The organism is Microbacterium sp. NPDC057741 (genome assembly GCF_042798735.1).
Classification (GTDB): domain Bacteria; phylum Actinomycetota; class Actinomycetes; order Actinomycetales; family Microbacteriaceae; genus Microbacterium.
The window spans coordinates 1-23873 of sequence record NZ_JBHVJW010000008.1; the positions used below are offsets into that span (position 1 = coordinate 1).

Here is a 23873-nt window from a genome sequence, read left to right on the forward strand (position 1 = left end):
CTTTGATCCAAAGGAATCTCCCCCAGCCGAAGCCGAGGCGAGGTTATTTGGCATTTGACAAGTGCACGCTGTTGAGTTCTCAAGGATCGGACGCACCCACACACCCACCAGAACCTGGAGGAGACGCGCAGGGCAACTTCACTATCTTATCCATCTCGCCCGATCTGTCAAACCGACGGATCGAAGGAGGAGGAAGCATGTCCGCCGCTTGGTGGGGAGCTGGGCCTTCCGGCCTTTCGCTCAACCGCTTGGGGCGAACAGGTAATAACTTACGCGGATCCCGAGGATCGGGCAAATCGACTCCGACGCTCTGGCGTGTCGCGCGCTGCTCCCCCGGATCGACGCGGGTCAGGCGCCGGTGTAGCCGGCGATGAACCCCTGCGCGAAGAACACCCCCGCAGCGAGCGTGCCGATCACGCTGATCGCAATACCCGCGATGCCGGCCCACCGCGGTCGGCGGAACACCGCGACGATCGACAGGACGAAACCGACCACCAGGACCAGTCCGCCGAGCAGCTCGGGGAGGATCCACGGTGTGCAGATCCCGACCGTTCCGATCACCGCCAGCGCAGTCCCCACGAACCCGATGGCGCTGCGACGTGGCTCTGTCGTCGCACTGGTGGTGATCTGCTCGGCCTCGCCGCCGATGGGCGCGTCACTCGACATGCCACGATCCTCGCAAAGATCACGGCCGATGCCCACCGCTCTCGCGGCACGGCGTGGACAGAGACGCGAAAAGCCCCGGCGATTGCCGGGGCTTTTCGATCTGGTGGACCCAGGGGGATTCGAACCCCCGACCTCTTCATTGCGAACGAAGCGCGCTACCAACTGCGCCATGGGCCCGAGGACTCAGCAACACTATCACGTGTTCAACCGGCCGCACGCCGCTCGAGCAGCTGACGCACGTGCGCCTCGATCTCGGCGTCGTCGACGAAACCCATCCGCGCGTAGGGTGAGGCGCTCTCGGCAGCGGGCAGGCTCACCGGCTCGGGCGGGGCGATCTCTTCGGCGCGTCGGCGGAGTTCTTCCCGCCGCGCCGCGCGCCGCAGCTCTTGCTGAGCTTCCAGTTGGGCCTGCGCCACCTGCGTGCGTGAGCCGGCGACCTGTGCCATCGACTGCGGCACCGGCCTGGGCGTCCAGGTCGCTGCGCCCTGGTCGTGCAGGGGCGGGGACACACGGACATCCGCGACCTCGGGCGTCACGACCCGTCGGTGGACTCGTGCGGCGACGCGACCCATCTGCACCAGCACGACGATGCCGGTGAGCATGGTCACTCCCCCCGCGATCAGCCACCCGAAGCCTCCAGTCGCCACCAGCTGCCATGCGCCGATACCGCTCATGCCGATTCCGAGCAGCAGGACGCCCAGCGCCACCTGGCGCGTCCGGCGGCGAGCACGCGCCTGTCGCAGCACAGGATCGTTGCGGGTCGCGGCGAGCTCCTCGCGCAGTCTGGCGAGCTCCACGTTCTCCCGCTCGTTCTGCACCCGCTTGGCCAGCCTCTGCTGCGCCAGAGCGGTGCGGGCGTTCAGCTCGAGACGCACCTCCTCGGGCGTCTCGCTGGTCTCGGCGAGCACTCTGAGGGCCTGATTCAGCCGCACTGCGTTCCGCTCGGCGGCGTTGTACTGATAGCGGCCGCGCCAGCTGGGCAGCAGGTAGAGCATCCACAGCAGCGCGGCTACGAGGACGATCACTCCCCCACTCAGAACCGGCCCGTTCATAGCTCAACGGTAAGCGACCGCGTCGGCGTGCCGTGCGCAGCGCCTCGCGTGTCGCCTCAGCCGGGAATCGGACCGGGCGAGGAATCCCGTCCGGGTGCGTTCGGGAGCGGGGGCACCGCCCCGGCATCCTTCGGCACCCCGCCCTGCAGCCACCGGGCCAGCACGCCCTGCGGGACGTCCTCCGACGTGAGTGCGAACGCGTGGTGGTCGCGCCAGTCGCCGTCGATGTGGATGTAGCGGCGGCGCAGCCCCTCATACCGGAACCCGAGCTTCTGCACGACCCGCAGGCTGGCGCGATTCTCAGGCCGGATGCAGATCTCCATGCGGTGCAGTCCGAACTGCGTGAAACAGGCGTCGGTGGCGAGGGCGACCGCGGTGGGAGTGACTCCCTTGCCCGCGAAGCGCTCGCTGACCCAGTACCCGATGGTCGCCGAGCACAGCGACCCCCGGGCGATGCCCCACACGTTGAGCTGCCCGGCGATCTCGCCGTCGTATTCCATGACGAACGGGTAGCCCGCACCGTCGCGGTACTGCTGCAGCAGCCGGCGGATGCCGACGCGCATATCGAAGGTGGGGACACCACCGGGGATGGTCGCCTCCCAGGGCTGCAGCCAGGAGCGGTTCGCGAGCAGCTCGTGCTGCAGGATGCGGGCGTCACGGGAGCGCACCAGGCGCAGCCCGATCGGGCCGTGCTGCAGGGGTGCCGGGGTGTCGAAGGGCATGGCCGTCTGCGCGATCGCCTAGAGGCGCTCCGCGAACTCCTTCAACCAGGGTCGCAGCTCGGGCCCCAGGTCGTCGCGGTCGGAGGCGAGCTGGACGATCGCCTTGATGTAGTCGACCCGATCGCCGGTGTCGTAGCGGCGACCGCGGAAGATCACGCCCACGACGCCCGGACCGCCGGGCGTGGTCGCGAGCTCCTGCAGCGCATCCGTGAGCTGTATCTCGCCGCCCTTGCCCGGCGGCGTGTGCTCCAGGACCTCGAACACGGATGCCGGCAGCACGTACCGCCCGATCACGGCGAGATTCGACGGGGCATCCTCTGGCGCCGGCTTCTCGACGAGCCCTGTGACGCGCACGACGCCGTCGTCGCCGGTTGGCTCGACGGCCGCCGCCCCGTACATCTGGATGCTGGCGGGGTCGACCTCCATGAGCGCGATGACGGCGGCACCGGTGCGCTCGTGCGCGGCGATCATGTTCACCAGCAGCGGGTCGCGCTCGTCGATCAGATCGTCGCCCAGCAGCACGGCGAACGAGCTGTCTCCGACATGGGTGCGGGCGCGCAGCACCGCGTGGCCGAGGCCCTTCGGCTCGCCCTGACGGACGAAGTGGATGTCGGCGATGTCGCTCGACGCCACCACGCGCTCGAGACGACCGGTGTCGCCCTTCTCCATGAGCTTCACCTCGAGCTCCGGCACGGAGTCGAAGTGGTTCGAGATGGCGTTCTTGTTGCGTCCGATGATGACGAGGACATCGTCGATGCCGGCGTTCGCCGCCTCTTCGACCACGTACTGGATCGCCGGTTTGTCGACGACGGGCAGCATCTCCTTGGGCATCGCCTTGGTGGCGGGGAGGAAACGCGTGCCGAGACCCGCCGCAGGGATGACAGCCTTCATGGGGGACTTCGCCATTCGGCCAGCTTAGCGGGGAGGCCGACGCAGGCCGCCTGTAAGATCGGAGGCATGCCGAACGAGGTCGAGCAGGAGAAGCGCGCGCTGCGGGCGGAGCTGCGGGAGCGCAGGCAGCTGCTCTCGGACGCACAGCGAGAAGCAGCGGCATCCGGCATCACGGAGCAGCTGGACGCGCTGGTCGCCGCGCACGGCGCATCGTCGGTCTCATGCTTCCTCTCCACCACCACCGAACCCGGCACCTGGGAGTTCGTCCGCGGGGCCGTGGCGCGCGGCATCCGGGTTCTGCTGCCGGTCACTCGTACCGACGGGCTGCTCGACTGGGCCGTCGCAGACGACTCCGACGAGGTCACCGAGGGGATGTTCGGCCTGCCCGAGCCGACCGGCGAGGTGCTCGGACCGATCGCCGTGAACGACGTGGACCTCATGATCATCCCCGCGGCTGCGGTCGACCGCGGCGGGATGCGGCTCGGCTGGGGCCGCGGCTACTACGACAAGACCATCGGATCGATGGAGCGCTGCCCGCCCGTCTACGCGGTGATCTATGATTCCGAGGTACTCGAATCGCTGCCGAGCGAGGTGCACGACCAGCCGGTGACCGGCGTCGTCACCCCCACGCAGACCGTCACGCTGCCCCTGCCGCAGCACTGAACACCCGGGGGAACCTTGCCCACCTACGCCTACGCCTGCACCTCATGCGGGCACAGTTTCGACGCCGTCCAGAGCTTCTCCGACGCGGCGCTCACCGTCTGCCCGGAGTGCGGCGGCGCGCTGCGCAAGCAGTACGGCTCCATCGGCGTCACCTTCAACGGCTCCGGCTTCTACCGCACCGACTCGCGAAAGGGTTCCGGTTCTGGCGGATCGAGCTCGGATTCGGCATCATCGAAGACGGCCTCGTCGTCGGCCGGATCGGCCGCTTCGAAGGCTTCGGCCTCGAACTGAGGCCAGACACCAAGAAACAGGGGGAACATCCATGATCAAGGGTTTCAAGGAATTCATCACCAAGGGGAACGTCATCGACCTCGCTGTGGCGGTCGTGATCGGCGCGGCGTTCGCCGCGGTCGTGAATTCGCTCGTCGAAGCCATCATCAACCCGCTTCTGGGCGCGTTCGTGCCCAGTGGAGACCTGGCGAAGTGGACGATCGACTTCCCGGGACTGTTCGCAGAGGTCCACCTGGGCATCGGCGCGATCATCTCTGCGGTCATCACGTTCCTGGCCACCGCGCTGGTCGTCTACGTGGCGCTGGTCCTGCCGATGAACAAGTACAAGGAGTTCCAGGCCGCGAAGAACCCGGCCGTCGAGGAAGAGACCCTTCCCTCCGAGCAGGAGTTGCTCATCGAGATCCGCGACGCCCTGCGCAAGAACGCCGCGAACTGACGAACGTCGTCGAGAAGGCCGTCCCACCGGGGCGGCCTTCTTCGTATCAGGGCGTCTCAGTAGTGCGGCGGCACCTCGCGCCGCATCCGCTCGTCGTTGGGCCCCTTGTCATCGGATGCCGCGGATTCCGCGGCATCCCGATCCCGTTCATCCGGCTCAGCCCAGGTGTCGGGCGCAGGGGTCAGCTTCGCGCGGCGTGAACCGGGGACCCGCACGACATGCTGACGCTCGTCGTCAGCCATCCGCCCCGAAATCCATCGGCTCGGTGTCGTGCTCGGCTCGCGCGGTCTCGGGCGAGATGCCGAGCACCTCGGCGATGCGCGCCGCGACGCCCGCCGGGTCGCTGTACAGATCGAAGGCGTGCACACGCACGTAGTGCCAGCCCAGCCTGCGCAGCACATGCGGGCGCAGGCGCAGGCTCTCGCGCAGCGACTCGCCGCGCGACTCGGGATCGGGTTCGATCACGACGGCCTTGCCTGCGTACTGGGCGACCAGCGGCAGCAGGCCGCGGTAGTCCACGTCGACGGATGCTCCGAGCCGGCGCAGCTCTCGGGCCAGGGCCAGCGTCAGCGGGTCGGCGAGATCCTCGAGCCGTGCGTCGCGGCCGCGCACGGCGAGTCCGCCGAGGATCGACATCAGCGTCGCAGCACCGTACTCCAGCCGACCCTCGTCGAACGACGACGGCCGGATCGACGACACGATCACCATCGAGCGACGCGCCCGCGTCATCCCGACCGTGAGCAGCCGCTCGCCGTCGGCAGAGGACAGGTCCCCGAAGTCGCTGAGCACCCGGCCGTGCTTGGTCAGGCCGTAGCCCAGCGAGAAGATCACGCGGTCACGGCTCTCCGCGACCGACTCCTCGAGCGTGAGCACCGCGAAGGGCTCCGCCGTGTCGCGGCCGACGAAGCCGGCGACATCCGAGCGTCCCGCGAACGCCGTCGTCACCGCCGCTCGCACGCGCTCTGCGTGCCGACGGCTCGCGGTCACGACCATGAGCGTGTCGTCCGGCCGGTGCACGGCGTGCTCGACGACCAGTGTGACGACCCTGGCGACCTCGGCATCCGGGCTCTCCACCGCGCCGGTCACGGGGTCGGGGGCTCCGACGCCGCCCTCGACGTAGTCGACGGTCAGACTGCCGCGGCCCAGGTACGAGCCCGCCCAGGGCAGCGACACGATTTCGCCGCCGTAGAAGGCATCGTTGATCAGCTCGGCGAGGTCCTCGCCGCCGGCACGGTAGCTACGGGTCAGCGTCGTCACCGGGAAGAGCTCCGCGAGCCGCTCGAACACCGAGACGTCGTCGAAGGCGACCTCGGGCTCCCAGGATTCGTCGCGGTCGGTGGCGACCTCGAACGGCGTCGGACGCTGGGTCACAGGATCCCCGAAGGCGACGACCTGCCGTCCGCGACGGATGGCGGGAGCCGCCTCGGCGAGGTTGATCGCCGCGGCATCGACCAGCAGCACGGTGTCGAACCGGATCTGCTCGGGGATGTCGGGCACCTCGTAGGGCGACGAGATCCACACCGGCGCGAGCACCTCGGTCAGCCGGGGTGCGGCCGCGACGATCTCCGCCGCGCTCGCCTGTCCGTGCTTCAGTGCGCTGCGCAGGTGCCGAGCCTCCTGCGGCTCATCGACCACCGCGATGCGCCACTGGTTCGCGAGATTCCACGCCAGAAGCGGTCCCGACATCGCGGCGTGCGCCTCGTCCACGAGCCGGAAGTCCTTCTCGAGCCGGTCGATGACCGCGGTGTTGGCTCCCAGCAGGGCGCGGTCCTCCTGCAGCGAGCGCTCGAGCAGCGACTGCCACCACGCGAACTCCAGTTCGTCGGCGACGCGCTCCTCCGGCACGTGCCGAACCGAGAGCTCGGTCAGCAGCGGCTCCAGCCCGAGCGCGTCGAGCTCGTCACGAAGCGTCGCCCTCTCGACGAGGTTGTCGAACACGTCGGACTTCGCTGCCAGGCCCGAGAGCGTACGTACGAGCCGATCGACGGGGAGGGACGAGAGCGGCTCGCGTCGGCCGATCGCGGCATCCAGCTCAGCGAGCTCGGCGTGCACGCGCTGCCAGGCGACCTGCACGTCGGCGAGTCCGAGCGGCACCTCGGGTGCGACGCCGGCCTCGACGTAGCGCTGCCACTGCGTGCGCTGCTGCTGGATGCGCAGCAGCGCCTCGTGCATCTCGGTGACGTGCGCGCCCGGTCGGACGTACTCGCGCGCCAGCCGCTTGAGCTGGCGACGGGATACCGCCGACATACCCGGCGAGTCCCGGCGCGAGCCGTGCGCCTGGATCAGCTCGCCGAGGGGCCGTTCGAACACCGTCGGGCTGAACCTGTCGAGAGTGTCCCTGATGCCCTGCAGCAGCCGCAGGTACTCCCCCAGCTCGTCGATGGTCGCGAACGGACGCATACGGGTCTGCGCGATCAGCTCGTACCCTCGCTCGAGCAGCGCAGGGACCGCGGTGCTGTGCAGGCGTCCGGCGAGCGCGTGCGCGCTGCGCGCTGCCTCGGTGGTCGCGAAGCTCACGCCGTACCAGGGCGAGTCGTCCGGTCCGAACCGGAACTCGCCGAGCCGTGCCGCCTGAGTGAGGCGGTCGGCGGCGGCGCCGCGCTCGCCCGCCAGCCGCTCCAGCGTCGGCAGCGAGAGTCGCGCCGTGGTGGACGGCGGCACCTCGAGCAGTGCGAGGCGGGTCAGATTGCGCGTGGCATCCAGCACCGAGGCGCCGGTCGAGCCGACCGGCGAGACCAGCGCATGACGATACGAGCGCAGCACGGTGCGCAGGCGCACCAGGGCGTCGTCCACGTCGGCGACCTTCGGCTGGGAGGCCTTCTCACAGCGCGCGATCGCCCGCACGAGGTCGCGGCGGACGGATGCCGGGGACGCAGCGAGTCCGTCCAGGCCGATGCCGCCCAGCCGGTGCCGCACACCGTGCAGGGTGGATCGGCGCGCGGAGACGACGAGGACCCTCTTGCCCGCGCGCACCAGCTCGCCGAGCGCGTTGATGACCGTCTGGGTTCCGCCCGTGCCCGGCAGCGTCGCGACGATCAGCGACTGACCGGCGACGATCCGTGCCAGGACGGCTTCCTGTTCTCCGTCGGCGTCGAGCAGCAGCGTGTCGGATGCCGGTGCACGGTCATCCGGGCTGCTCACGGGCGCCGCTGCGCGACTCGCCTCGGCGCGCCGTCCGACCAGGCTCTCACGGTCGTCGACATGACCGGCGAGCGCGTTCAGCACCGGATGGTCCAGGTCGGCCATGTCACGGACCATCGGACTGGCGACATCGGCGAACGTGGAGACCACCAGCCGCGGCTGCACGGCGAACGTGTCGATGTGCTTGGTCAGCGCGCGGAGCTGGTCGATGACGGGCTGCGGTTTGAAGATCCCGCCGTCATAGGCCAGTGCGGCGAGGTCGGCGGCGTCGAGCGAGAGCCCGAAGTGCTCGCGCACCAGACGTACGAGCTCGGGGTTCACCGCGAAGGAGCCGTGCAGCTTGAGCTCGAAGTCGGAATGATGCCGGCGGATCGCGAGCGGCCGGAGCAGCACAGGTGCCGAGAAGTCCGCGCCTCCGATGCGCCAGCGGGCGAGCCCGACGGCCAGTCGCACCGCGTCGATGCCGCGGACCGTGCGCAGCTCGGTGTTGCGCGCCGTGATCCGCTCCGCCGACAGACGCGCGGTTCGCAGCCCGACTTCGTCGCGGAACAGGTTCGAGAGCAGGGTGGAGCGTCCGGTGATGAACTGCGGCAGGCTCCCGGGATGCGCCTTGGAGATGTCGATCCCGTTGTCGCCGCGGTCGCGGAAGCCGGTGAGTGAGGACAGTCCGCCGAGGTCGGCCGCCTCGGCACGCAGGCGGGTGCGCTCGGCTTCGGCGGCATGCGCGATATCGACCCCGGTGCCCGTCTCTCCGAGCTCGCCCAGGGTCACCGCGGCATCCGTCTCTGCGTCTCCCGCCGGTTTCCCTTCACGTCGCCACACACGTCACAGACTAGGCGCGACGATGCGCCTGCGCTGGTATCCCTGGCCGCTTTCCCGTATTCCCGGGGTTTTCGACTCGTCCTGCACAGGCCGCTCGAGGTGATGAGTTCTCCACCGAGACGAGGATGCCGCAGGCGATCACTGCGCGAAGAACCCGCACGGCGACAGGATGGAGTCATGACCTTCCGCTACGACTTCGCGCCGACGCCGTTCGGCGACGCCCTCGCCGTCTTCTCCCCCGACGGCCTCGTCGCGCTCGACCTCTCCGAGACCGTCGATCCGCGTGCGCCGTGGCTGCTCGACGAGATCTCCCAACGGCTGCACGCGCTGCCGCAGCCCGATCCTGGCGCGGCCGATGAGCTCGCGCACCTGCTCGACCAGTACTTCGAGGGCGAGCCGATCCGGCTCGACGAGCGGGTGCGACTGGACTGGCGCCTGATCGACGGCTTCCCGCGCGCGGCGCTGCAGACCATCTGCGGCATCCCGTGGGGCGAGACCCTCAGCTACGGGGAGGTCGCCGTGCTCGCCGGCAGCCCCGGCGCGGCGCGAGCAGTCGGCACTGCGTGCCGGAACACTCCGTTCTCGATCGTGGTGCCGGTGCACCGGGTGATCCGCTCAGACGGAACACCCGGTCACTATGGTGCGCATCCTGAGCGCAAGCGGTTCCTGCTCGATCTCGAGCAGCAGGCGGCCGCCTGAGGAACGACGCGGACCCCGGTGTGTAGGCCGCCGGGGTCCGCGTATGAGTGTCTCCCGTGTCTCCGGACACATGGCTCCGGTCAGGGGCCACGCGCCCGGAGGCTCCGCGCAGCGCGCAGCGATGCGTGGAGTGGGCGTGGGGATCTAGTGCTCCACGGCCTTCTCGGCTCCGAAGCCGGTAAGCGAGCGCACCTCCATCTCGGCAGCCAGCTCGCGGGACTCGGCCGCCTTCGACGTGACCGTTCCCAGCCAGCCCAGGAAGAAGCCCAGCGGGATCGAGATGATGCCCGGGTTGTTCAGCGGGAAGATCGCGATGTCGATGCCCGGGATCATCGACTTCTCCGAGCCCGAGAACACCGGGGAGATCACGATCAGGGCGATCGCCGCGATCAGGCCGCCATACATGCTCCAGACCGCGCCACGGGTGTTGAACCTCTTCCAGAACAGCGAGTACAGGATGGTCGGCAGGTTCGCCGAGGCCGCGACCGCGAAGGCGAGCGCCACCAGGAACGCGATGTTCTGGTTCTGCGCCCCGATACCACCCACGATCGCCACGATGCCGATCACGATCACCGTGCGGCGCGCGACCTTCACCTCGCCGTTCGGGTCGGGGACTCCGTCACCCTTCTTGCCGCGCTTGATCACGTTCGCGTAGATGTCGTGCGCGAACGACGCTGCCGCAGTGATCGTCAGGCCGGCGACGACCGCGAGGATCGTCGCGAAGGCCACCGCGGAGATGAAGCCCATGAGGATCGGGCCGCCGAGCGCCTGCGCGAGCAGCGGGGCAGCCGAGTTCACGCCGCCCGGTGCCGCGAGGATCTTCTCCGGGCCGACCAGCGCACCGGCCCCGTAGCCGAGCACCAGAGTCAGCAGATAGAAGATGCCGATCAGCCAGATCGCCCAGACCACCGAACGACGGGCCTCCTTCGCGGTGGGGACCGTGTAGAAGCGCATCAGCACGTGCGGCAGGCCGGCGGTGCCGAGCACCAGTGCCATGCCGAGCGACAGGAAGTCGACCGGGTTCGCTCCGTACTGCAGACCAGGACCGAGGATCTTGTCGCCCGAGGGCGCCACAGCGACGGCCGACTCGAGCAGCGTGTTCAGGTTGAAGCCGTTCAGCGCGAGGACCCAGATCGTCATTGCGATCGCGCCGGCGATGAGCAGGACCGCCTTGACTATCTGCACCCACGTGGTGCCCTTCATGCCGCCGATCAGCACGTAGACGATCATCAGCACGCCGACGACGGCGATCACGATCGATTGCCCGATGTGGCTGTCGATGCCGAGCAGCAGCGAGACGAGGCCGCCCGCACCCGCCATCTGCGCGAGCAGGTAGAAGAAGCAGACCACGAGGGTCGTGATCGCCGCAGCCATGCGCACCGGCCGCTGCTTCAGGCGGAACGAGAGCACGTCGGCCATTGTGAACTTGCCGGTGTTGCGCATCATCTCCGCGACCAGCAGCAGTGCGACCAGCCAGGCGACGAGGAATCCGATCGAGTACAGGAAGCCGTCGTAGCCGTTCACGGCGATCGCGCCGCAGATGCCGAGGAAGGAAGCCGCCGACAGGTAGTCGCCGGCGATGGCGAAGCCGTTCTGCGGGCCGCTGAACGAGCGACCGGCCGCGTAGTAGTCCGCGGCGGTCTTGTTGTTCCGGCTGGCCCGGATCACGATGAACAGCGTCACCGCGACGAATGCGCCGAAGATCGCGATGTTCAGAACAGGATCGTTCTCGACGGCGGTGACTGCGGAATGGATGTTCATGCGTCAGCCTGCACCTTCTCGAGTTCATCCCTGATCGCTGATGCCTGCGGATCCAGCTTCTTGTTGGCGAAGGAGACGTACCACATCGTGATCACGAATGTGGTGACGAATTGACCGAGACCGAATAGCAGCCCGACGGTGATGTCTCCCCACACGCGCTGGCTCATGAATTCCGTCGCGAAAGCGGCGAGCAGCACATAGGCGAAGTACCAGATGAGGAAGAACGCAGCCAGCGGGAAGATGAACGAGCGCTGCGTCTTCTTGAGCGTCTGGAACTGCTCCGAATCCTGCACCGCGATGTAGTCGATCCCGTCCGGGGGAACGGGGTCATTCAGATCTGTCATGAGGCCTCCTTGCCGCATGTCATGGGCACGCACGGGCGTGCCGCACGGGTGATAGGGTCGACGCTACGAAAGGGCGGAACGGTGTCGTCACCCCCGAAAGTTGGTACTCGGTGAACACGACTTCGCAGCTGGAGTCCGAAGAGCAACTCGTCGCCGGCGCGGTGCGCGAGCTCTCCCGCCGCACCCGATTCCCGGTCGCGTTCGGCGGACTGGTGGAGCGCGGCGTCGTCTCGGTCACCAGCATCGTCGGCAACCGCACGCGCAGCCTCGACGGCCTGCGGGTGCGCCCGGATCGCGGCCTCGGCGGACGCGCCATGACCGAGCTGCGTCCGCGCATGACCAACAACTACCGCACCTCGCAGCAGATCACCCACGACTACGACATGTTCGTGCTCGGCGAGGGCCTGAGGACGCTGCTCGCGGTGCCGATCATCGTCGGCGGCCGGCCCCGCGGGGTGCTCTACGCCGGCGCGTGGGACGAGTCGCAGATCGGCGGCATCACCACAGCACCCGCGATGACAGTGGCCCAGTCGCTCTCGAGCGAGCTGCGCATCAGGGATGAGGTCGATCGGCGCATCGCGTCACTGTCGGCGCCGGTCGACCTCGCCCCGTCGCAGAAGGAGGAGCTGCGCGAGAGCTTCGCAGAGCTGCGCAGTGTCGCCGCCTCGGTCGACGACGCGGAGCTGCGCGAGCGCCTGGGCGGCGTGGAGCGCCGCCTGCTCGCGCTCACCGGAGACTCCCTTCCGCCACTGACCTCCCCGATTCCGACCGTGCATCTGTCTCCTCGAGAACTCGACGTGCTCTCCTGTGCCGCGCTCGGTTCCACGAATGCCGAGATCGCTGCGCAATTGGGCCTTCGAGAGGGAACTGTGAAGGCATATCTCGGGACGGCGATGTCGAAACTCGACGCCTCCACCCGGCATTCCGCCGTCGCCCGCGCCAGGCGCGCGAATCTTCTTCCATGAAACGCGCGGGAATTCTTGCCGATTCGAATTCCCTCCCTTACGTTTGTCGACATGGCTCGTAGAATTGTGCATCAACTGGTCGACGATATCGACGGAACCCTGCTCGAAGTCGGCGACGGTGAAACCATCCATTTCTCGATCGGCGGCACCGCCTACGAGATCGATCTGAACGACGCGCACGCGGAGGAGTTCCACGCAGCGCTTGCTCCCTACATCCAGGCGGGGCGCCGCGCAGGCTCGGCCGGCGCCGGCCGCACGACCTCGACGCGCAGGAGCGCCCCCCGCAACCCCGACACCGCGGCCATCCGCGAGTGGGCGGGCGCGAACGGGTACAAGGTGTCCGAGCGCGGTCGCATCTCTGCAGAGGTCGTCGACGCGTACCGCGCAGCGCACTGACTCATCAGCGAAGGCCCGGATCCCGCAGGACGCGGGTCCGGGCCTTCGTCGTGTCCGGCGTCAGGCCAGAACCGTCGTGCTGTCCGCCGCATCGATGAGGTGCCCGTCGTGCGACGCGACCAGCACGGCGATGCCGTCCTCGGCGAGCCCGCGCAGCAACGCGATGAGCTGATCGGCCGTCGCACGGTCCAGGCTCGCGGTCGGCTCATCAGCCATGATCACCGCCGGCTCGAGCAGCAGCGCCCGTGCGAACGCGACGCGCTGGCGTTCGCCCCCGGAGAGCCGATCCGGGTAGTGCGTCGCCCGCGGGCCGACGCCGAGCCTGTGCAGCAGGTCGCGTGCGCGGCGTGACAGAGCCCTGGTGCGCCGGTCCGGCACCGCGGGCAGAAGCACGTTCTCGAGCGCGGTGAGTCCGGGCACCAGACTGCCACGCTGGTCGAGATACCCGACGTGCTGCCGTCGTCGCGTGGTGACGACGTCATCGGCGAGTCCGGTGATCTCCATCCCCTCCCAGCGCACCGAGCCCGCAGCGGGCGGGACGAGCCCTGCGGCGACGCGCAGGATGCTGGTCTTGCCCGACCCGCTGCGCCCGGCGAGACAGTGCATGCTCCCGCGCTCGAGCGCCAGGTCGTAGTCGGCGACGATGCGCAGCGGATCGGCACCAGGGCGCTCGAACTGGACCCCGACCCCGCGCAGTTCGAGTGCGGCTCCGCCGCGATCGGGAATGGACCTGTCCGCTGCGGCATCCTGCGCATGCGTTGTCATCGTGAAGCTCCTCGTGGACGGAATGCGAACGTGACAAGTGCACTCAGTGCGCCTGCGGCGAGCGCGATCGCCGCGGAGTACCAGGCCACCTCGAGAAAGGTGATCGCCGTCGTCACGATCACGGCGACGACGAGCAGCGCCGGAAGCGCGATCGCCAGCCCCTCGGCGCGCTGGGCGCGTGCGATCTGCCGGCCGGTCCAACCCATCGCGCGAAGCGCCTCCCACTGCTCCGCGCGCCGGGCGAGGTCCGTCCGACGGGTGATCCGCGCGAGCAGCACACCGCCGATGACCCCGATGCCACCGAGCACCAGCTGCGGGCCGAGCTGCTGAGCGGCGACCAGCACGGCGAGACTGCTGAGGCCGATCGCGGACTGCCCGGTGCGCGCGGACTCCGCCACCGCGCCGGCAGCTAGCCCGATCACGACGATCGCGACGAGCTGCACGACCGCCGTCAGCGGGTGCACGCCCAACTGACGGATTCCGAATCCGAACACAGTGCGTGCCCCGTGAGTGCGGGAGCGCGCGTCCCTCGTTCCCGGGGACCGGGTGCGTGACGCGGACACGACGGCGATCCCGGCTCCGACGGTGATCGCGGCCATGGCAACCACGGACGAGATCGTGCTGACTGCGCTCCGTCCCGACAGCAGCCACGCACCGAGTGCGATCGCGAAGACCACGAGGATCCCGGGCAGTTCCTCACCCGCGAACCACCGCATGATCCGGGACCGCCGGAACCCGATCTCACGCATCACGAGCGATTGGTCGCGGCGGCCTGGGACGGCCGCGAGCTGTGTCGCGATCATCATGAGGACTCCCGCGCCCAGGGCGATCGCGAGGACCGCCCAGGAAGCCGCGGAGATCGACAGGGACACCCGTGCAGCAGCCCCCAGCTCCGACCATTTCTGGGTCATCGTGCCCAGGGTCGCGACTTCCTGACTCCCGGCCGGATCGTCCGTTCCGAACGCGTAGCCGTTCACGTGCACATCAGCATCGGCCGGACTCGACCCCGCGACGATCGTCGCCGTGAGACCGAGCCGCTCGATGCTGCGCGCGACCTCGATCACACGCTGCCGCCCGGCATCGTCGTAACCGTCGATACCGGCGACGCGCACGCGGATGGCGCTGATCGGGGCCTTGTCGTTCCAATAGGCCGCGGAGTGGATGGACCCGATCGCCACCGTGCGGGCGGAGACCAGACCGAGGCCGGACAGGCTCGGACGCATCGTGGTGCCGGCGTGGTCGCCCGCGGTGAGCGTGGTGCCGACGGGAGCATACGCCCCGAGCGGCACGTGGTCGGCCGCGTCCTCGTCGACACCGAGGTCTGCGGGATCGAACGAGCCGATCGGCAGTGCCAGCGAGTAGTCCTCGTTCCGCGTCGAGGCGTCGCTGATGATCCTCGGCTCGGCGTACATCGACTCGACACCGGGCCGGGTGCCGTCGCCGACGATGTGGAGCTTTCCCTCGGGCGTGTTCGCCGGTCGCATCGGATCGATGAATCCGGTGGCGTCCAGACGAACGCCCCCGCCGGGCGCCTCGCCGAAACCGGCGCCCTCCTGCTTGCCGACGACGCGCAGGTACCGGCCGTACGCCGACAGCGTCACGTCTTCCTTCGCCCCCGCGTCCTCGCCGGGCCAGGTGAGCACATCGGCCGCGGACGAGAACGGATTCAGGATGCCCGAGACGTCCCCCGCGGTGCTCCCGATCTCCACGCCCGGAGCGCCGGACGTCACGCTCTCGGGCACGACGTAGCCGAGAGCGGCAGCGTGCTCCGTCGGGCCGAATGCCTCCAGATCCACCCGCACGGTGAGCTGGGCGATCTGCGCCTCGTTGACGATCAGCGGCGTGATTCCCTCGCCCTCGAAACTCGCTCGGATCGCGGCGTCGTAGTCGAGATCGTTCTCCGCGTACAGCTGCCGCCACTCGCGGACCGTCTCCTCATCGGAGTCGGATGGGTGGATCAGGTCGCGCAGCATCCCCTCGAGCTGCTCCGCGGACGTGCCGCCCTTCTGCTCTGCCCAGGACGACACCCGATCGATGTCGACGCGTGTGGTCGTGTCGACATCGATGAGCGGGTCGAGGAACGCCCCGCGATCACCGAGCAGGTGCCGTTCCGATTCCGGATCGACCAGTGTGATGCGAGTGGTCGAGTCCGGAACGGCAGGCAGATTGAAGGCGATGGCGTCATCACCGGATCTCGCGAATCGCGAACTCCACGCGTCGTCGGACGGGAAGTTCACCGAAGGGCCGGTCCCGAATATCCGCCACCCGGAGGCACCGCACATGTTCTCGACGAGCGCGGGGTAGCGCGCGGGATCGACGTTGACCTGCACAGTATCGGTGAGGCCGAACGCCACAGTTCCAGCATTCGCACGGCAGGTCTCGATCTCCGCCGCGTTGGGCGACGGCTGTGCCGTGCCGTCGAAGACCAGCGGGATGCTGCGCCGGTCGACGATCCGCTCCCCCAGACCGTCATCGGTCGTGTACGTCGTCGTCAGGCGATAGGCCTCCGGTGCGGCCGCAGCCGCTCGCACCTTCTCTTCGGGGATCGCCAGCCACACGTCGGCGCGTTTCAGCGCGGGCACCAGCACCTCCCCGATCGGCGCCGCGACGTCCACCCCGTCGAGCTTTTGCACGCGCTGCCACTGGTTGAGACTCATCCCCGCTCCGCCACCGGAGAGTGCGTTCGGCGGCAGCATCCCGTCCACATCCGCCAGCTGTTCGCTCGCGGTGACGAGGATGTCGTAGTCGCCGCGCCAGTTCTCATCGACCGTGCTCGCCAGCATCGTCGCCGCGCCGCCATGCACACCCGCCGCAGCGATCGCGGTCGTGGACAGCAGCACCACCGACGTCACACGCAGCGGCTGCCGCAGGAGGCGACGCAGCGGCCCCGGCACACTCGTGCGGCTCACCGAGAACCCGCCGAACACACGGCGATCGGGCCTGTGGAACCGGCCTCGGTCGGAGCGACGAGCACGACCGTCGCGTCACCGTCACCGCAGATGTTCTCCGGGGCTGCGGGGATCGCGGAAATGCTGCCGAACGTCGCCCTCTCGACTCGCAGCGGGTCGCCGGCATCCGCCTTAAGCAGGTTCGTCGCGATCGCGACCAGCTCCGCAGGACTCGCCTGCGCGATCCGCGCCGCATCGGATGACAAGGTCGCGCGAGCAGCCGCGCAGACCGCCATGGCATCGACGGAGGACTCTTCGTCGATGCGATAGGAGACGGTGAAATACGCCGGATCCCCGGCATCCGCGCCCTCCACGCAGCTCAGCTGCCTCGATACGGACTCGCCCGCGACGGGTGCCGCGGTCTCCGCGCGCTGACTCTGCACGATCGCGACCGCGGCGGCCGACCCGCTCAGCAGCGTCGCGGCGATCAGCGCCGCCACCCCGGCGCGCGCCCTGCGGTGCCGGCGCCGGCCGAGTTCGTCGATCCGCTCCTCGACGTGCTCGCCGATCACGGCCAGCGCGGCGTCGAGGTAGACGCCCTCCTTGGGCCGTTCGCTCATGACTCACCTCGCAGCGACAGGCGGATGCCGGCGCGGGCGCGCTGCAACCGTTTCGCGAGCGCCGTCGTGCTGAGCCCGAGATGCTCGGCGGCCTCGTCGTACGAGTACCCCTCGACCAGGCAGAGCTGGATGATCCGCTGATCCATGCCGCCGAGCCGATCCACGGCCTGACGCACCCAGCTGAGCTCCTCGACCCGCTCCTGCCTGGTGGCATCGCCGGGCAGCAGCGACTCATCGAGTGGAAGCGCTCCGCGGCGCCCGCGGATCACGTTTCTGGCGTGGTTCCGGGTCGTGACCAGCAACCACGGCAGCGCCGAGGAATCCACGATCCGGATGTGCCTCAGCTTCCGCCAGGCGACGACGAAGACCTCCTGGGTGGCATCCTCGGCGTCATCGTCGGCACGCAGCATGCTCCAGGCATACAGATAAACCGGCTTCACGTGCCGCGAGTACAGCGCGGCGAACGCCCCGCGGTCGCCGCGTCGTGCCAGCCGGATCAGCTCGGCGTCGGCGTCGGTCTCGTACATGCATCCTCGCGATGGCTCGATGTGCTCTCACCCTGAAGTGTCGGCAGCACTCGAATCATGACATGCGAGTTTCTCGCTCTAGACTTAGACAGCGCCTTCGTAGCTCAGTTGGATAGAGCAGCCCTCTCCTAAAGGGCAGGTCGCAGGTTCGAATCCTGTCGAGGGCACGGATGTGTAAGGGGCCGCCCGGAGGGTGGCCCCTTACACATCCTCACCGCTCGTCAGCCGGGCCCCGTCGCGCAGGAGGCTACGCGCGTCGCCCTTCCGCACAACGCGACCTGCCTGCATCCCGCGGCGCGTGGAGGGCGCGATGGGGACGCGAGGGCACGGTGGGGACGCGAGGGCACGAACGCGAAGTCTGCTCCTTCGCATCGAAACCGCTCGGTCTCGCCGCCGTGGACGAGCCGTCATTATGCACCGGATCGATCCGCTATGTTCGTCCTTATCAGCCCGCACCCCCGAGCGGGCAACGACCTTGAGGATTCGACGACGATGACCGACCCTGCAGGCGCATCCGGCCAGCCCCCTTACGCCCCGCCTCCCGCTCCCGGGCCGACGTCTCCGGCGTCCTCTCCGTACCAGGGGGGCTCCCCTGTTCTTCCCGCGGCGAAGAAGCAGACCAGCCCCCGCACCTACAGCATCATCTCGCTGGTCGCCGGTGCCGTGTCGTTCCTGCTCTTCCCGATGATCGCGGGATTCGTCGGCGTGGTCGTGGGGATCACCACCATCGCTCAGAACCGCGGCGACATCAAGGCGGGTGCGCCGGGTTCCAGGGCTGTGCTGATCATGTCGAGTCTCGGCATCCTGCTCGGCGCCACCGGTCTGGTGCTCAACTACTTCATCCTCGACTGACCTGCAGATCACGCCGCGAGCGCCAAGTACGGCTCCCAGCACGGATCACTCCGCTCGGTGCCGCGCACGGTCCACGCCGTGCCATGTGGCGGACGCGGCGTGCTGCGCAGTTCCCAGCCCATCTCCTGGGGAGTCCGGTCGCTCTTGACGTTGTTGCAGCGCAGGCAGCAGGCCACCAGGTTCTCCCAGGAGTCCGCTCCCCCGCGCGAGCGTGGCATCACGTGATCGATGGTCGACGCAGTCTTGCCGCAGTACCCGCACCGGTGGCTGTCCCGACGCAGCACACCTCGTCTCGTGACGGGCACGCGACGCGACAGGGGCACGCGAACGTATCTGGACAGAATGATGACCGCTGGACGATCGTAGAAGCCGTGGGACGCCCAGACGGGGTCGTCCTCCACGCGTTCGATGACCGTCGCCTTGTCGTTCATGACCAGGACAAGGGCTCTCTTGAACGAGACCACCGCGAGCGGCTCGTATCCGGCGTTCAGTACCAGTGTGCGCATCGTCATCCTCTCGATCCGCCGGGATGGCTTCCCGGCACTCTCGACTCACACGACGTCGTACAGACAGCAGGCGACCCCAGGAGGACGAAAAAGGGCGCCGTCTCAGAGACAGCGCCCTTCGCGCTCGGCGGAACCGAGGCATCCGTGCGGACGATGCCGGAGCACCAGACGGCCAAGCGCATCCATGGTGCGGATGCTCGGCTTCTGATCCATCGGCTTCTCCCGTCAGTACGACGACGGGTTCAGGCTAACCCATGCGCGACACGCCCGGACGAAATCGCGGTGAACGCGCGGGGGCGTGTCGGCGCTTAGCCGGCGTTGGCGCGCAGCCAGGCGATCGGCTCGACGAGCGATCCGTTGATCTCCACCTCGAAGTGCAGGTGCGAGCCGTAGGAGCGGCCCGTGTTTCCGCGCTTGCCGATGAACTGCCCCGCGCTGACCGTCTGGCCGGTCTGCACCGCACGCGAGCCGTTGATCATGTGCGCGTACAGGGTGGAGACGCGCTTCCCGCCCACGACGCCGTCGATGACGACGGCGACGCCGTAGCCGTAGTAGCTCTCGCTCGAGATGCGCACACGACCGGCGGTGGCCGCGAAGATCGGCGTGCCTGCGGGCCCGGCCATGTCGGCGCCGTTGTGGCTGCTGCTGAGCGTGCGGCTGACGGTGTACGAGCCGGCCGGCAGCGGATAGCGCACCGCGCCCGAGCCCGCGGCGACGAGCTGCAGGTCGCCGCTGCTCACGCTGCTGCCTGTCGACGCCACACGAGCGGCCGCGGCAGCGCGATTCTTGGCTGCCTCCTCGGCCTTCTTCTTCGCGATCTCGTCCGGGGTCGTCGCGGAGTAGTTGCCCCGCGCGATCGGAGCGGCGGTGGCCTCCGAAGCCACCACGAGCGACTGGGCGTCGTCGACTGCGGCCTGGCGCAGCGACGTGGCCGATGCCGTGGTGGGCGTGGATGACGCCGCGTACGCCGGGAGGGCGACGGCGGCCACAAGGGCGCCGACCGCGGCGAAGATCGCCACGGTTCGCATCGGCTTCACGTTCCGAGTCCTGGGCTTCGCTCCGCGCTTGGCGGAGGTGCGCTGTTCAGATGTCGTATCGGGCTTCTCGATGTCTGCGGCCAAAAGGTGGTCCTCCTGCGCCTCCGCGCTTCGGGTGAGCGCAGGCTCGTCAGCAAGTCGTCAGTCGCGCACGCAAATATTGCGGCACGTTGTGCGTTCTCCGCGAAGACGACGAGCCCGGGAGGCAATCTTCACGTCAGTCGCCGGCGGGCTTCTTCGCCGACGACCCGAACGACGTTACCGGAAGATAACGATTCTGTCACCCTGCGAACCTGGCAATCCCCAGGATGAAGGTCGAAGGTCACGCGGGGCGACCCGGATCAAGCAGGGTCTCCGACCAGGAAGATGTGCGAGGCCAGCTCGACAGGCAGCTCCAGCCCTTCGTCCTGGCCCTCCATGCGGATCAGCACATACCCCTCGTTGTAGCGGTAGTCGCCGCGAGCACCGGGCACGACGCCCGCGTCGCGCAGCTGCTCGAGCAGCTCGGGGTCGACCTGCGCGGGCTCGGCGAGGCGTCGCACGGTGCCGTCGATCGGCGCGCCGGCGGCATCCAGCTTCTTGACCAGACCGATGACGCCCTCGTCGAAGGTGCGCGCGGGGACGTCGCCGAGCTGATCGAGCCCGGGAATGGGGTTGCCGTAGGGCGACTCGGTGGGATGGCCGAGCAGCTCGACCAGGCGGCGCTCGACCTGCTCGCTCATCACGTGCTCCCATCGGCAGGCCTCGTCGTGCACGAACGCCCAGTCCAGGCCGATCACGTCCGAGAGCAGGCGCTCGGCGAGGCGGTGCTTGCGCATGACATCGACCGCCTTGCGGCGCCCGGCATCCGTCAGCTCGAGAGTGCGGTCCTCGGACACGACCACCAGACCGTCGCGCTCCATGCGGCCGACGGTCTGCGACACCGTGGGCCCGGAGTGCCCGAGGCGTTCGGAGATGCGCGCGCGCAGCGGAACGATGTTCTCCTCCTCGAGTTCGAGGATGGTGCGCAGGTACATCTCGGTGGTGTCGATCAGGTCGGCCATGGAATCCCTCCGAAGTCTTCTTAGGCAAGCCTACATTCCAGGTCCGACACCGGGCGTCACAGGGTCGGGGGCGGATCGCCACCGCACCTACAATCGATCCATGGCGATCGAGATCCCCCGAGAACTCCTGCCCGTCGACGGCCGCTTCGGCTGCGGTCCCTCGAAGGTGCGTCCCGAGCATGTGGCCGCCCTGGCCGAGGTCGGTGCATCTCTACTGGGCACTTCGCACCGGCAGGCGCCGGTGAAGAACCTGGTCGGCAGCGTGCGCGAGCAGCTGGCGACGCTGTTCCGTCTGCCCGAGGGGTACGAGATCCTCCTCGGCAACGGCGGATCGACCGCGTTCTGGGATGCCGCGGCCTTCGGCCTGATCGAGAACCGTGCGCAGAACCTCGTGTTCGGAGAGTTCGGCGGCAAGTTCGCCAAGGCGGCAGCGGCCCCCTGGCTGCAGGCCCCCGACGTGCGCAAGGCCGAGCCCGGCTCGCGTGTCGATGCCGAGGTCGTCGAGGGCGTCGACGTCTACGCCTGGCCGCACAACGAGACCTCGACGGGTGTCGCCGCGCCGGTGCGTCGTGTCGCCGCCGAGGGAGCACTGACCGTCGTCGACGCGACGAGCGCCGCGGGCGGAATCGACGTCGACATCGCCGAGACCGACATCTACTACTTCGCCCCGCAGAAGAACTTCGCCTCCGACGGCGGCCTGTGGCTGGCCGCGGCGTCGCCGGCCGCGATCGAGCGCATCGAACGCGTCGCCGCCGGAGACCGCTACATCCCCGAGTTCCTCAGTCTCAAGAACGCGGTGGACAACTCCCGTCTGAATCAGACGCTGAACACTCCGGCGCTGACGACGCTGCATCTGCTCGACAGCCAGCTGCGATGGATGCTCGAGAACGGCGGGCTCTCCTGGGCGGCATCCCGGACGGCGGAGTCCTCCGGCATCCTCTATGACTGGGCCGCCGCATCGCCTGTGGCGACCCCCTTCGTCGCCGACCCGGCTGACCGCTCGCAGGTCGTCGTCACGATCGACTTCGACGACAGCGTCGACGCGGCTGCCGTCGCGAAGGAGCTGCGCGCGAACGGCATCGTAGACACCGAGCCCTACCGCAAGCTCGGCCGCAACCAGCTGCGCATCGCGACGTTCGTCTCGATCGAGCCCGACGACGTCCGACAGCTGACCCGCTCGATCGACCACGTGCTGGAGCACACCGCCGGCTGAGCGTCGCCGGTTCTCATGCGCCGGCGGCCCGTTCGCGCTGCTCTCCCCCGCCTGCGCGGCGCGAAACGGCGCCGCGCAAGCAGAGAAGTGCAGCGCGTGCCAGGTTCGGCGCAAAGGCCTGCAGCGCAAGCAGAGAGAAGCAGCGCGAACGCCGATGAACGGTGCGCCACGCGGACGCCCTTCACAACACCGAGACCCCGCCTGATTCGCGAATCAGGCGGGGTCTCGGCGTTCGTACGGGATTCCGTCTACTCTTCTTCGTCGGATGCCTCATCATCGGCATCACCGTCGACGTCGGTGTCCTCGTCGAGCTCGTCGATGTCGACGCCGTCCAGGTCACCGGCGTGCAGGATGTCGGCTTCCTCGGCATCGAGATCGTCGTCCTCGGCATCGAGCTCGTCCACGTCGAGCTCCTCGTCCGCAGCACCCTCTTCGGCCCCTTCAGCGGCGGCCTGCTCGGCCAGCTCGGCCTGGTGCGCACGGTACTCGGCGAGACGCTCGGCCCACGGCACCCAGTCCGGTGCGAGCAGTGCGCCATCGCCCGGCAGCAGCTCGACCTCGAGCACGGTGGGCTCTGCATCGTCCAACTGCGCGACGGTCACGGTCCAGTACCAGCCCGGGTATCCGGGGAGGCGGTTCTCGAAACGCAGCGAGACGGCACCGTCGTCCTCGGCGGAGTAGCCTGCGGCCGGTCCGACGGTCGCGGGAGCGGTGATCTCGTGCAGCGCGGCGATCGCCAGCTCACGGGATGCGGTGGCCAGGGTCTCAGGCGTCGAGGTCATCAGCGACCTTGCGGAGCACGGCCGCGATCTTGCGACCCTGAGCGGACGAGGGGTAACGGCCATGACGCAGATCGCCGCCGATGCCGTCGAGCAGCTTCACGAGGTCCTCGACGATGATCGCCATGTCATCGGCCGGCTTGCGCTTCGCCTTGGCCAGGCTCGGCGGGGCGTCCAGCACGCGCACCGAGAGCGCCTGCAGACCGCGCTTGCCGTCGGCGACGCCGAACTCCACCCTGGAGCCGGATTTCACGGCCGCCCCCGCGGGCAGGGCAGAGGCGTGCAGGAAGACGTCCTGGCCGTCATCGGTGGAGATGAAGCCGAACCCCTTCTCGTCGTCGTAGAACCTGACCTTGCCGGTGGGCATGCGAACAACCTCTTCTGCTGAGAGAAACGAAGACGTCGCGCGGGTGCGCGACGTCTCCAGCCTACCGGGTGAGCGCGGCCAGGGCCGCGGGCAGGGACTAGTCTGAGAAGGATGAGTGCGCAGCGGAGAAGGCCGGACGACAGCAAGCCGACGGGCGAAGTGCCCGACCTCCCGGTGCGCACGATCGACAAGGTGCTCGCGTACACCGCGCTCGGTCTTGCCGCAGCATCCGTGCTGTGCTTCTTCGCGATCATCATCGGCACGGCCTCCGGCATGAAGCAGGATGCGTTCGCGCACGGGGCCTGGCCGATCATCGCAGGACTGCCGTTGTATGGCCTGCCCATCGCCTTCGTGCTGATCATCACGCTGCTGGTCATGAGCATGATCCGCCGAGGACGCGCGGCGAAGCGGTCATAGGGCGCTTCGA

Annotated in this window: 26 protein-coding genes and 2 tRNA genes; 10 read left to right on the plus strand and 18 right to left on the minus strand. The window is 68.7% G+C overall.

Annotated elements, in window-relative coordinates; genetic code table 11:
• Positions 1–348 precede the first annotated feature (348 nt).
• The 5 genes from ACFVDO_RS18950 to galU form a co-directional block, all read right to left on the minus strand.
• The gene (locus ACFVDO_RS18950; protein ID WP_378859742.1) at positions 349–666 is read right to left on the minus strand and encodes a hypothetical protein; all 318 of its coding nucleotides are present in this window, start codon (positions 664–666) and stop codon (positions 349–351) included.
• A 101-nt stretch (positions 667–767) separates the two neighbouring features.
• A tRNA-Ala gene (locus ACFVDO_RS18955) sits at positions 768–843 on the minus strand.
• A 26-nt stretch (positions 844–869) separates the two neighbouring features.
• A complete protein-coding gene (locus ACFVDO_RS18960) occupies positions 870–1718 on the minus strand; it encodes a hypothetical protein (RefSeq protein ID WP_378859743.1) in 849 nt (282 codons plus the stop codon).
• A gap of 56 nt (positions 1719–1774) precedes the next feature.
• Entirely contained in the window at positions 1775–2440 is a 666-nt protein-coding gene (locus tag ACFVDO_RS18965) for a GNAT family N-acetyltransferase (protein WP_378859744.1), read from the minus strand.
• 18 nt (positions 2441–2458) lie between these two features.
• Complete coding sequence (gene galU / locus ACFVDO_RS18970; RefSeq protein ID WP_378859745.1) at positions 2459–3346, minus strand: UTP--glucose-1-phosphate uridylyltransferase GalU; 888 nt, start codon at positions 3344–3346, stop codon at positions 2459–2461.
• Positions 3347–3397: 51 nt separating this feature from the next.
• Here galU and ACFVDO_RS18975 point away from each other — a divergent pair, with 51 nt between their 5' ends.
• From ACFVDO_RS18975 to mscL, 3 genes are read left to right on the plus strand one after another with little or no spacing between them, the layout of a single operon-like run.
• Positions 3398–3994 carry a 5-formyltetrahydrofolate cyclo-ligase gene (locus tag ACFVDO_RS18975; protein ID WP_378859746.1) on the plus strand — a complete coding sequence of 199 codons (597 nt, stop codon included), beginning with the start codon at positions 3398–3400 and terminating at the stop codon, positions 3992–3994.
• A gap of 15 nt (positions 3995–4009) precedes the next feature.
• Positions 4010–4285, plus strand: coding sequence for an FmdB family zinc ribbon protein (locus tag ACFVDO_RS18980; RefSeq protein ID WP_378859747.1), 276 nt, complete (start codon positions 4010–4012; stop codon positions 4283–4285).
• 31 nt (positions 4286–4316) lie between these two features.
• Positions 4317–4721 carry a large conductance mechanosensitive channel protein MscL gene (mscL, locus tag ACFVDO_RS18985; protein ID WP_378859748.1) on the plus strand — a complete coding sequence of 135 codons (405 nt, stop codon included), beginning with the start codon at positions 4317–4319 and terminating at the stop codon, positions 4719–4721.
• Between the two features lie 56 nt (positions 4722–4777).
• Here mscL and ACFVDO_RS18990 read toward each other — a convergent pair whose 3' ends face one another.
• Both ACFVDO_RS18990 and ACFVDO_RS18995 read right to left on the minus strand, forming a co-directional pair.
• Complete coding sequence (locus ACFVDO_RS18990; protein WP_378859749.1) at positions 4778–4963, minus strand: hypothetical protein; 186 nt, start codon at positions 4961–4963, stop codon at positions 4778–4780.
• Positions 4956–8633, minus strand: coding sequence for an AAA family ATPase (locus ACFVDO_RS18995; RefSeq protein ID WP_378886876.1), 3678 nt, complete (start codon positions 8631–8633; stop codon positions 4956–4958). Before ACFVDO_RS18995 ends, ACFVDO_RS18990 begins: the two co-directional genes overlap by 8 nt.
• Positions 8634–8861: 228 nt before the next feature.
• Here ACFVDO_RS18995 and ACFVDO_RS19000 point away from each other — a divergent pair, with 228 nt between their 5' ends.
• On the plus strand, positions 8862–9383 hold the full coding sequence (locus ACFVDO_RS19000; protein ID WP_378859751.1) for a methylated-DNA--[protein]-cysteine S-methyltransferase: 522 nt from the start codon (positions 8862–8864) through the stop codon (positions 9381–9383).
• A 144-nt stretch (positions 9384–9527) separates the two neighbouring features.
• Here ACFVDO_RS19000 and ACFVDO_RS19005 read toward each other — a convergent pair whose 3' ends face one another.
• Together ACFVDO_RS19005 and ACFVDO_RS19010 are read right to left on the minus strand one after the other, a co-directional pair.
• Positions 9528–11144, minus strand: coding sequence for a cation acetate symporter (locus ACFVDO_RS19005; RefSeq protein ID WP_378859752.1), 1617 nt, complete (start codon positions 11142–11144; stop codon positions 9528–9530).
• Entirely contained in the window at positions 11141–11488 is a 348-nt protein-coding gene (locus ACFVDO_RS19010) for a DUF485 domain-containing protein (protein WP_378859753.1), read from the minus strand. The genes ACFVDO_RS19005 and ACFVDO_RS19010 overlap by 4 nt, the downstream gene beginning before the upstream one ends.
• 110 nt (positions 11489–11598) lie before the next feature.
• Here ACFVDO_RS19010 and ACFVDO_RS19015 point away from each other — a divergent pair, with 110 nt between their 5' ends.
• Both ACFVDO_RS19015 and ACFVDO_RS19020 read left to right on the plus strand, forming a co-directional pair.
• Complete coding sequence (locus ACFVDO_RS19015) at positions 11599–12453, plus strand: LuxR C-terminal-related transcriptional regulator (RefSeq protein ID WP_378859754.1); 855 nt, start codon at positions 11599–11601, stop codon at positions 12451–12453.
• A 51-nt stretch (positions 12454–12504) separates the two neighbouring features.
• A complete protein-coding gene (locus ACFVDO_RS19020; RefSeq protein WP_378859755.1) occupies positions 12505–12849 on the plus strand; it encodes an Lsr2 family protein in 345 nt (114 codons plus the stop codon).
• A 60-nt stretch (positions 12850–12909) separates the two neighbouring features.
• Here the strand turns inward: ACFVDO_RS19020 and ACFVDO_RS19025 are convergent, their stop codons facing one another.
• The 4 genes from ACFVDO_RS19025 to ACFVDO_RS19040 are packed head-to-tail and all read right to left on the minus strand — an operon-like array spanning position 12910 to position 17649.
• On the minus strand, positions 12910–13614 hold the full coding sequence (locus tag ACFVDO_RS19025) for an ABC transporter ATP-binding protein (RefSeq protein WP_378859756.1): 705 nt from the start codon (positions 13612–13614) through the stop codon (positions 12910–12912).
• Entirely contained in the window at positions 13611–16523 is a 2913-nt protein-coding gene (locus ACFVDO_RS19030; RefSeq protein ID WP_378859757.1) for a hypothetical protein, read from the minus strand. Before ACFVDO_RS19030 ends, ACFVDO_RS19025 begins: the two co-directional genes overlap by 4 nt.
• Entirely contained in the window at positions 16520–17122 is a 603-nt protein-coding gene (locus ACFVDO_RS19035; protein WP_378859758.1) for a hypothetical protein, read from the minus strand. Before ACFVDO_RS19035 ends, ACFVDO_RS19030 begins: the two co-directional genes overlap by 4 nt.
• Positions 17119–17649, minus strand: coding sequence for an RNA polymerase sigma factor (locus tag ACFVDO_RS19040; RefSeq protein WP_378859759.1), 531 nt, complete (start codon positions 17647–17649; stop codon positions 17119–17121). Before ACFVDO_RS19040 ends, ACFVDO_RS19035 begins: the two co-directional genes overlap by 4 nt.
• Before the next feature lie 93 nt (positions 17650–17742).
• On the opposite strand from ACFVDO_RS19040, the gene ACFVDO_RS19045 reads away from it, so the two are divergent.
• Together ACFVDO_RS19045 and ACFVDO_RS19050 are read left to right on the plus strand one after the other, a co-directional pair.
• Positions 17743–17816 (plus strand) — tRNA-Arg (locus tag ACFVDO_RS19045).
• Positions 17817–18141: 325 nt separating this feature from the next.
• Positions 18142–18501 (plus strand): hypothetical protein, encoded by a 360-nt coding sequence (locus ACFVDO_RS19050; protein WP_378859760.1) that lies wholly within the window; start codon positions 18142–18144, stop codon positions 18499–18501.
• Positions 18502–18509: 8 nt separating this feature from the next.
• Here ACFVDO_RS19050 and ACFVDO_RS19055 read toward each other — a convergent pair whose 3' ends face one another.
• The 3 genes from ACFVDO_RS19055 to ACFVDO_RS19065 form a co-directional block, all read right to left on the minus strand.
• Positions 18510–19007 carry an HNH endonuclease gene (locus tag ACFVDO_RS19055; protein ID WP_378859761.1) on the minus strand — a complete coding sequence of 166 codons (498 nt, stop codon included), beginning with the start codon at positions 19005–19007 and terminating at the stop codon, positions 18510–18512.
• 308 nt (positions 19008–19315) lie between these two features.
• Positions 19316–20035 carry a M23 family metallopeptidase gene (locus ACFVDO_RS19060; RefSeq protein ID WP_378859764.1) on the minus strand — a complete coding sequence of 240 codons (720 nt, stop codon included), beginning with the start codon at positions 20033–20035 and terminating at the stop codon, positions 19316–19318.
• 350 nt (positions 20036–20385) lie between these two features.
• On the minus strand, positions 20386–21087 hold the full coding sequence (locus ACFVDO_RS19065; protein ID WP_378859762.1) for a metal-dependent transcriptional regulator: 702 nt from the start codon (positions 21085–21087) through the stop codon (positions 20386–20388).
• 100 nt (positions 21088–21187) lie between these two features.
• Between ACFVDO_RS19065 and serC the strand changes: the two genes are divergently transcribed.
• Positions 21188–22300 (plus strand): phosphoserine transaminase, encoded by a 1113-nt coding sequence (gene serC / locus ACFVDO_RS19070; RefSeq protein WP_378859763.1) that lies wholly within the window; start codon positions 21188–21190, stop codon positions 22298–22300.
• 248 nt (positions 22301–22548) lie between these two features.
• On the opposite strand, the gene ACFVDO_RS19075 is transcribed toward serC, so the two are convergent.
• Both ACFVDO_RS19075 and ACFVDO_RS19080 read right to left on the minus strand, forming a co-directional pair.
• The gene (locus tag ACFVDO_RS19075) at positions 22549–23082 is read right to left on the minus strand and encodes a DUF3027 domain-containing protein (protein WP_378860029.1); all 534 of its coding nucleotides are present in this window, start codon (positions 23080–23082) and stop codon (positions 22549–22551) included.
• Positions 23066–23446, minus strand: a complete 381-nt coding sequence (locus tag ACFVDO_RS19080; protein WP_378860030.1) for a cold-shock protein — start codon at positions 23444–23446, stop codon at positions 23066–23068. Before ACFVDO_RS19080 ends, ACFVDO_RS19075 begins: the two co-directional genes overlap by 17 nt.
• Positions 23447–23557: 111 nt before the next feature.
• Between ACFVDO_RS19080 and ACFVDO_RS19085 the strand changes: the two genes are divergently transcribed.
• On the plus strand, positions 23558–23863 hold the full coding sequence (locus tag ACFVDO_RS19085) for a multidrug ABC transporter ATPase (RefSeq protein WP_378860031.1): 306 nt from the start codon (positions 23558–23560) through the stop codon (positions 23861–23863).
• Positions 23864–23873: the final 10 nt, after the last annotated feature.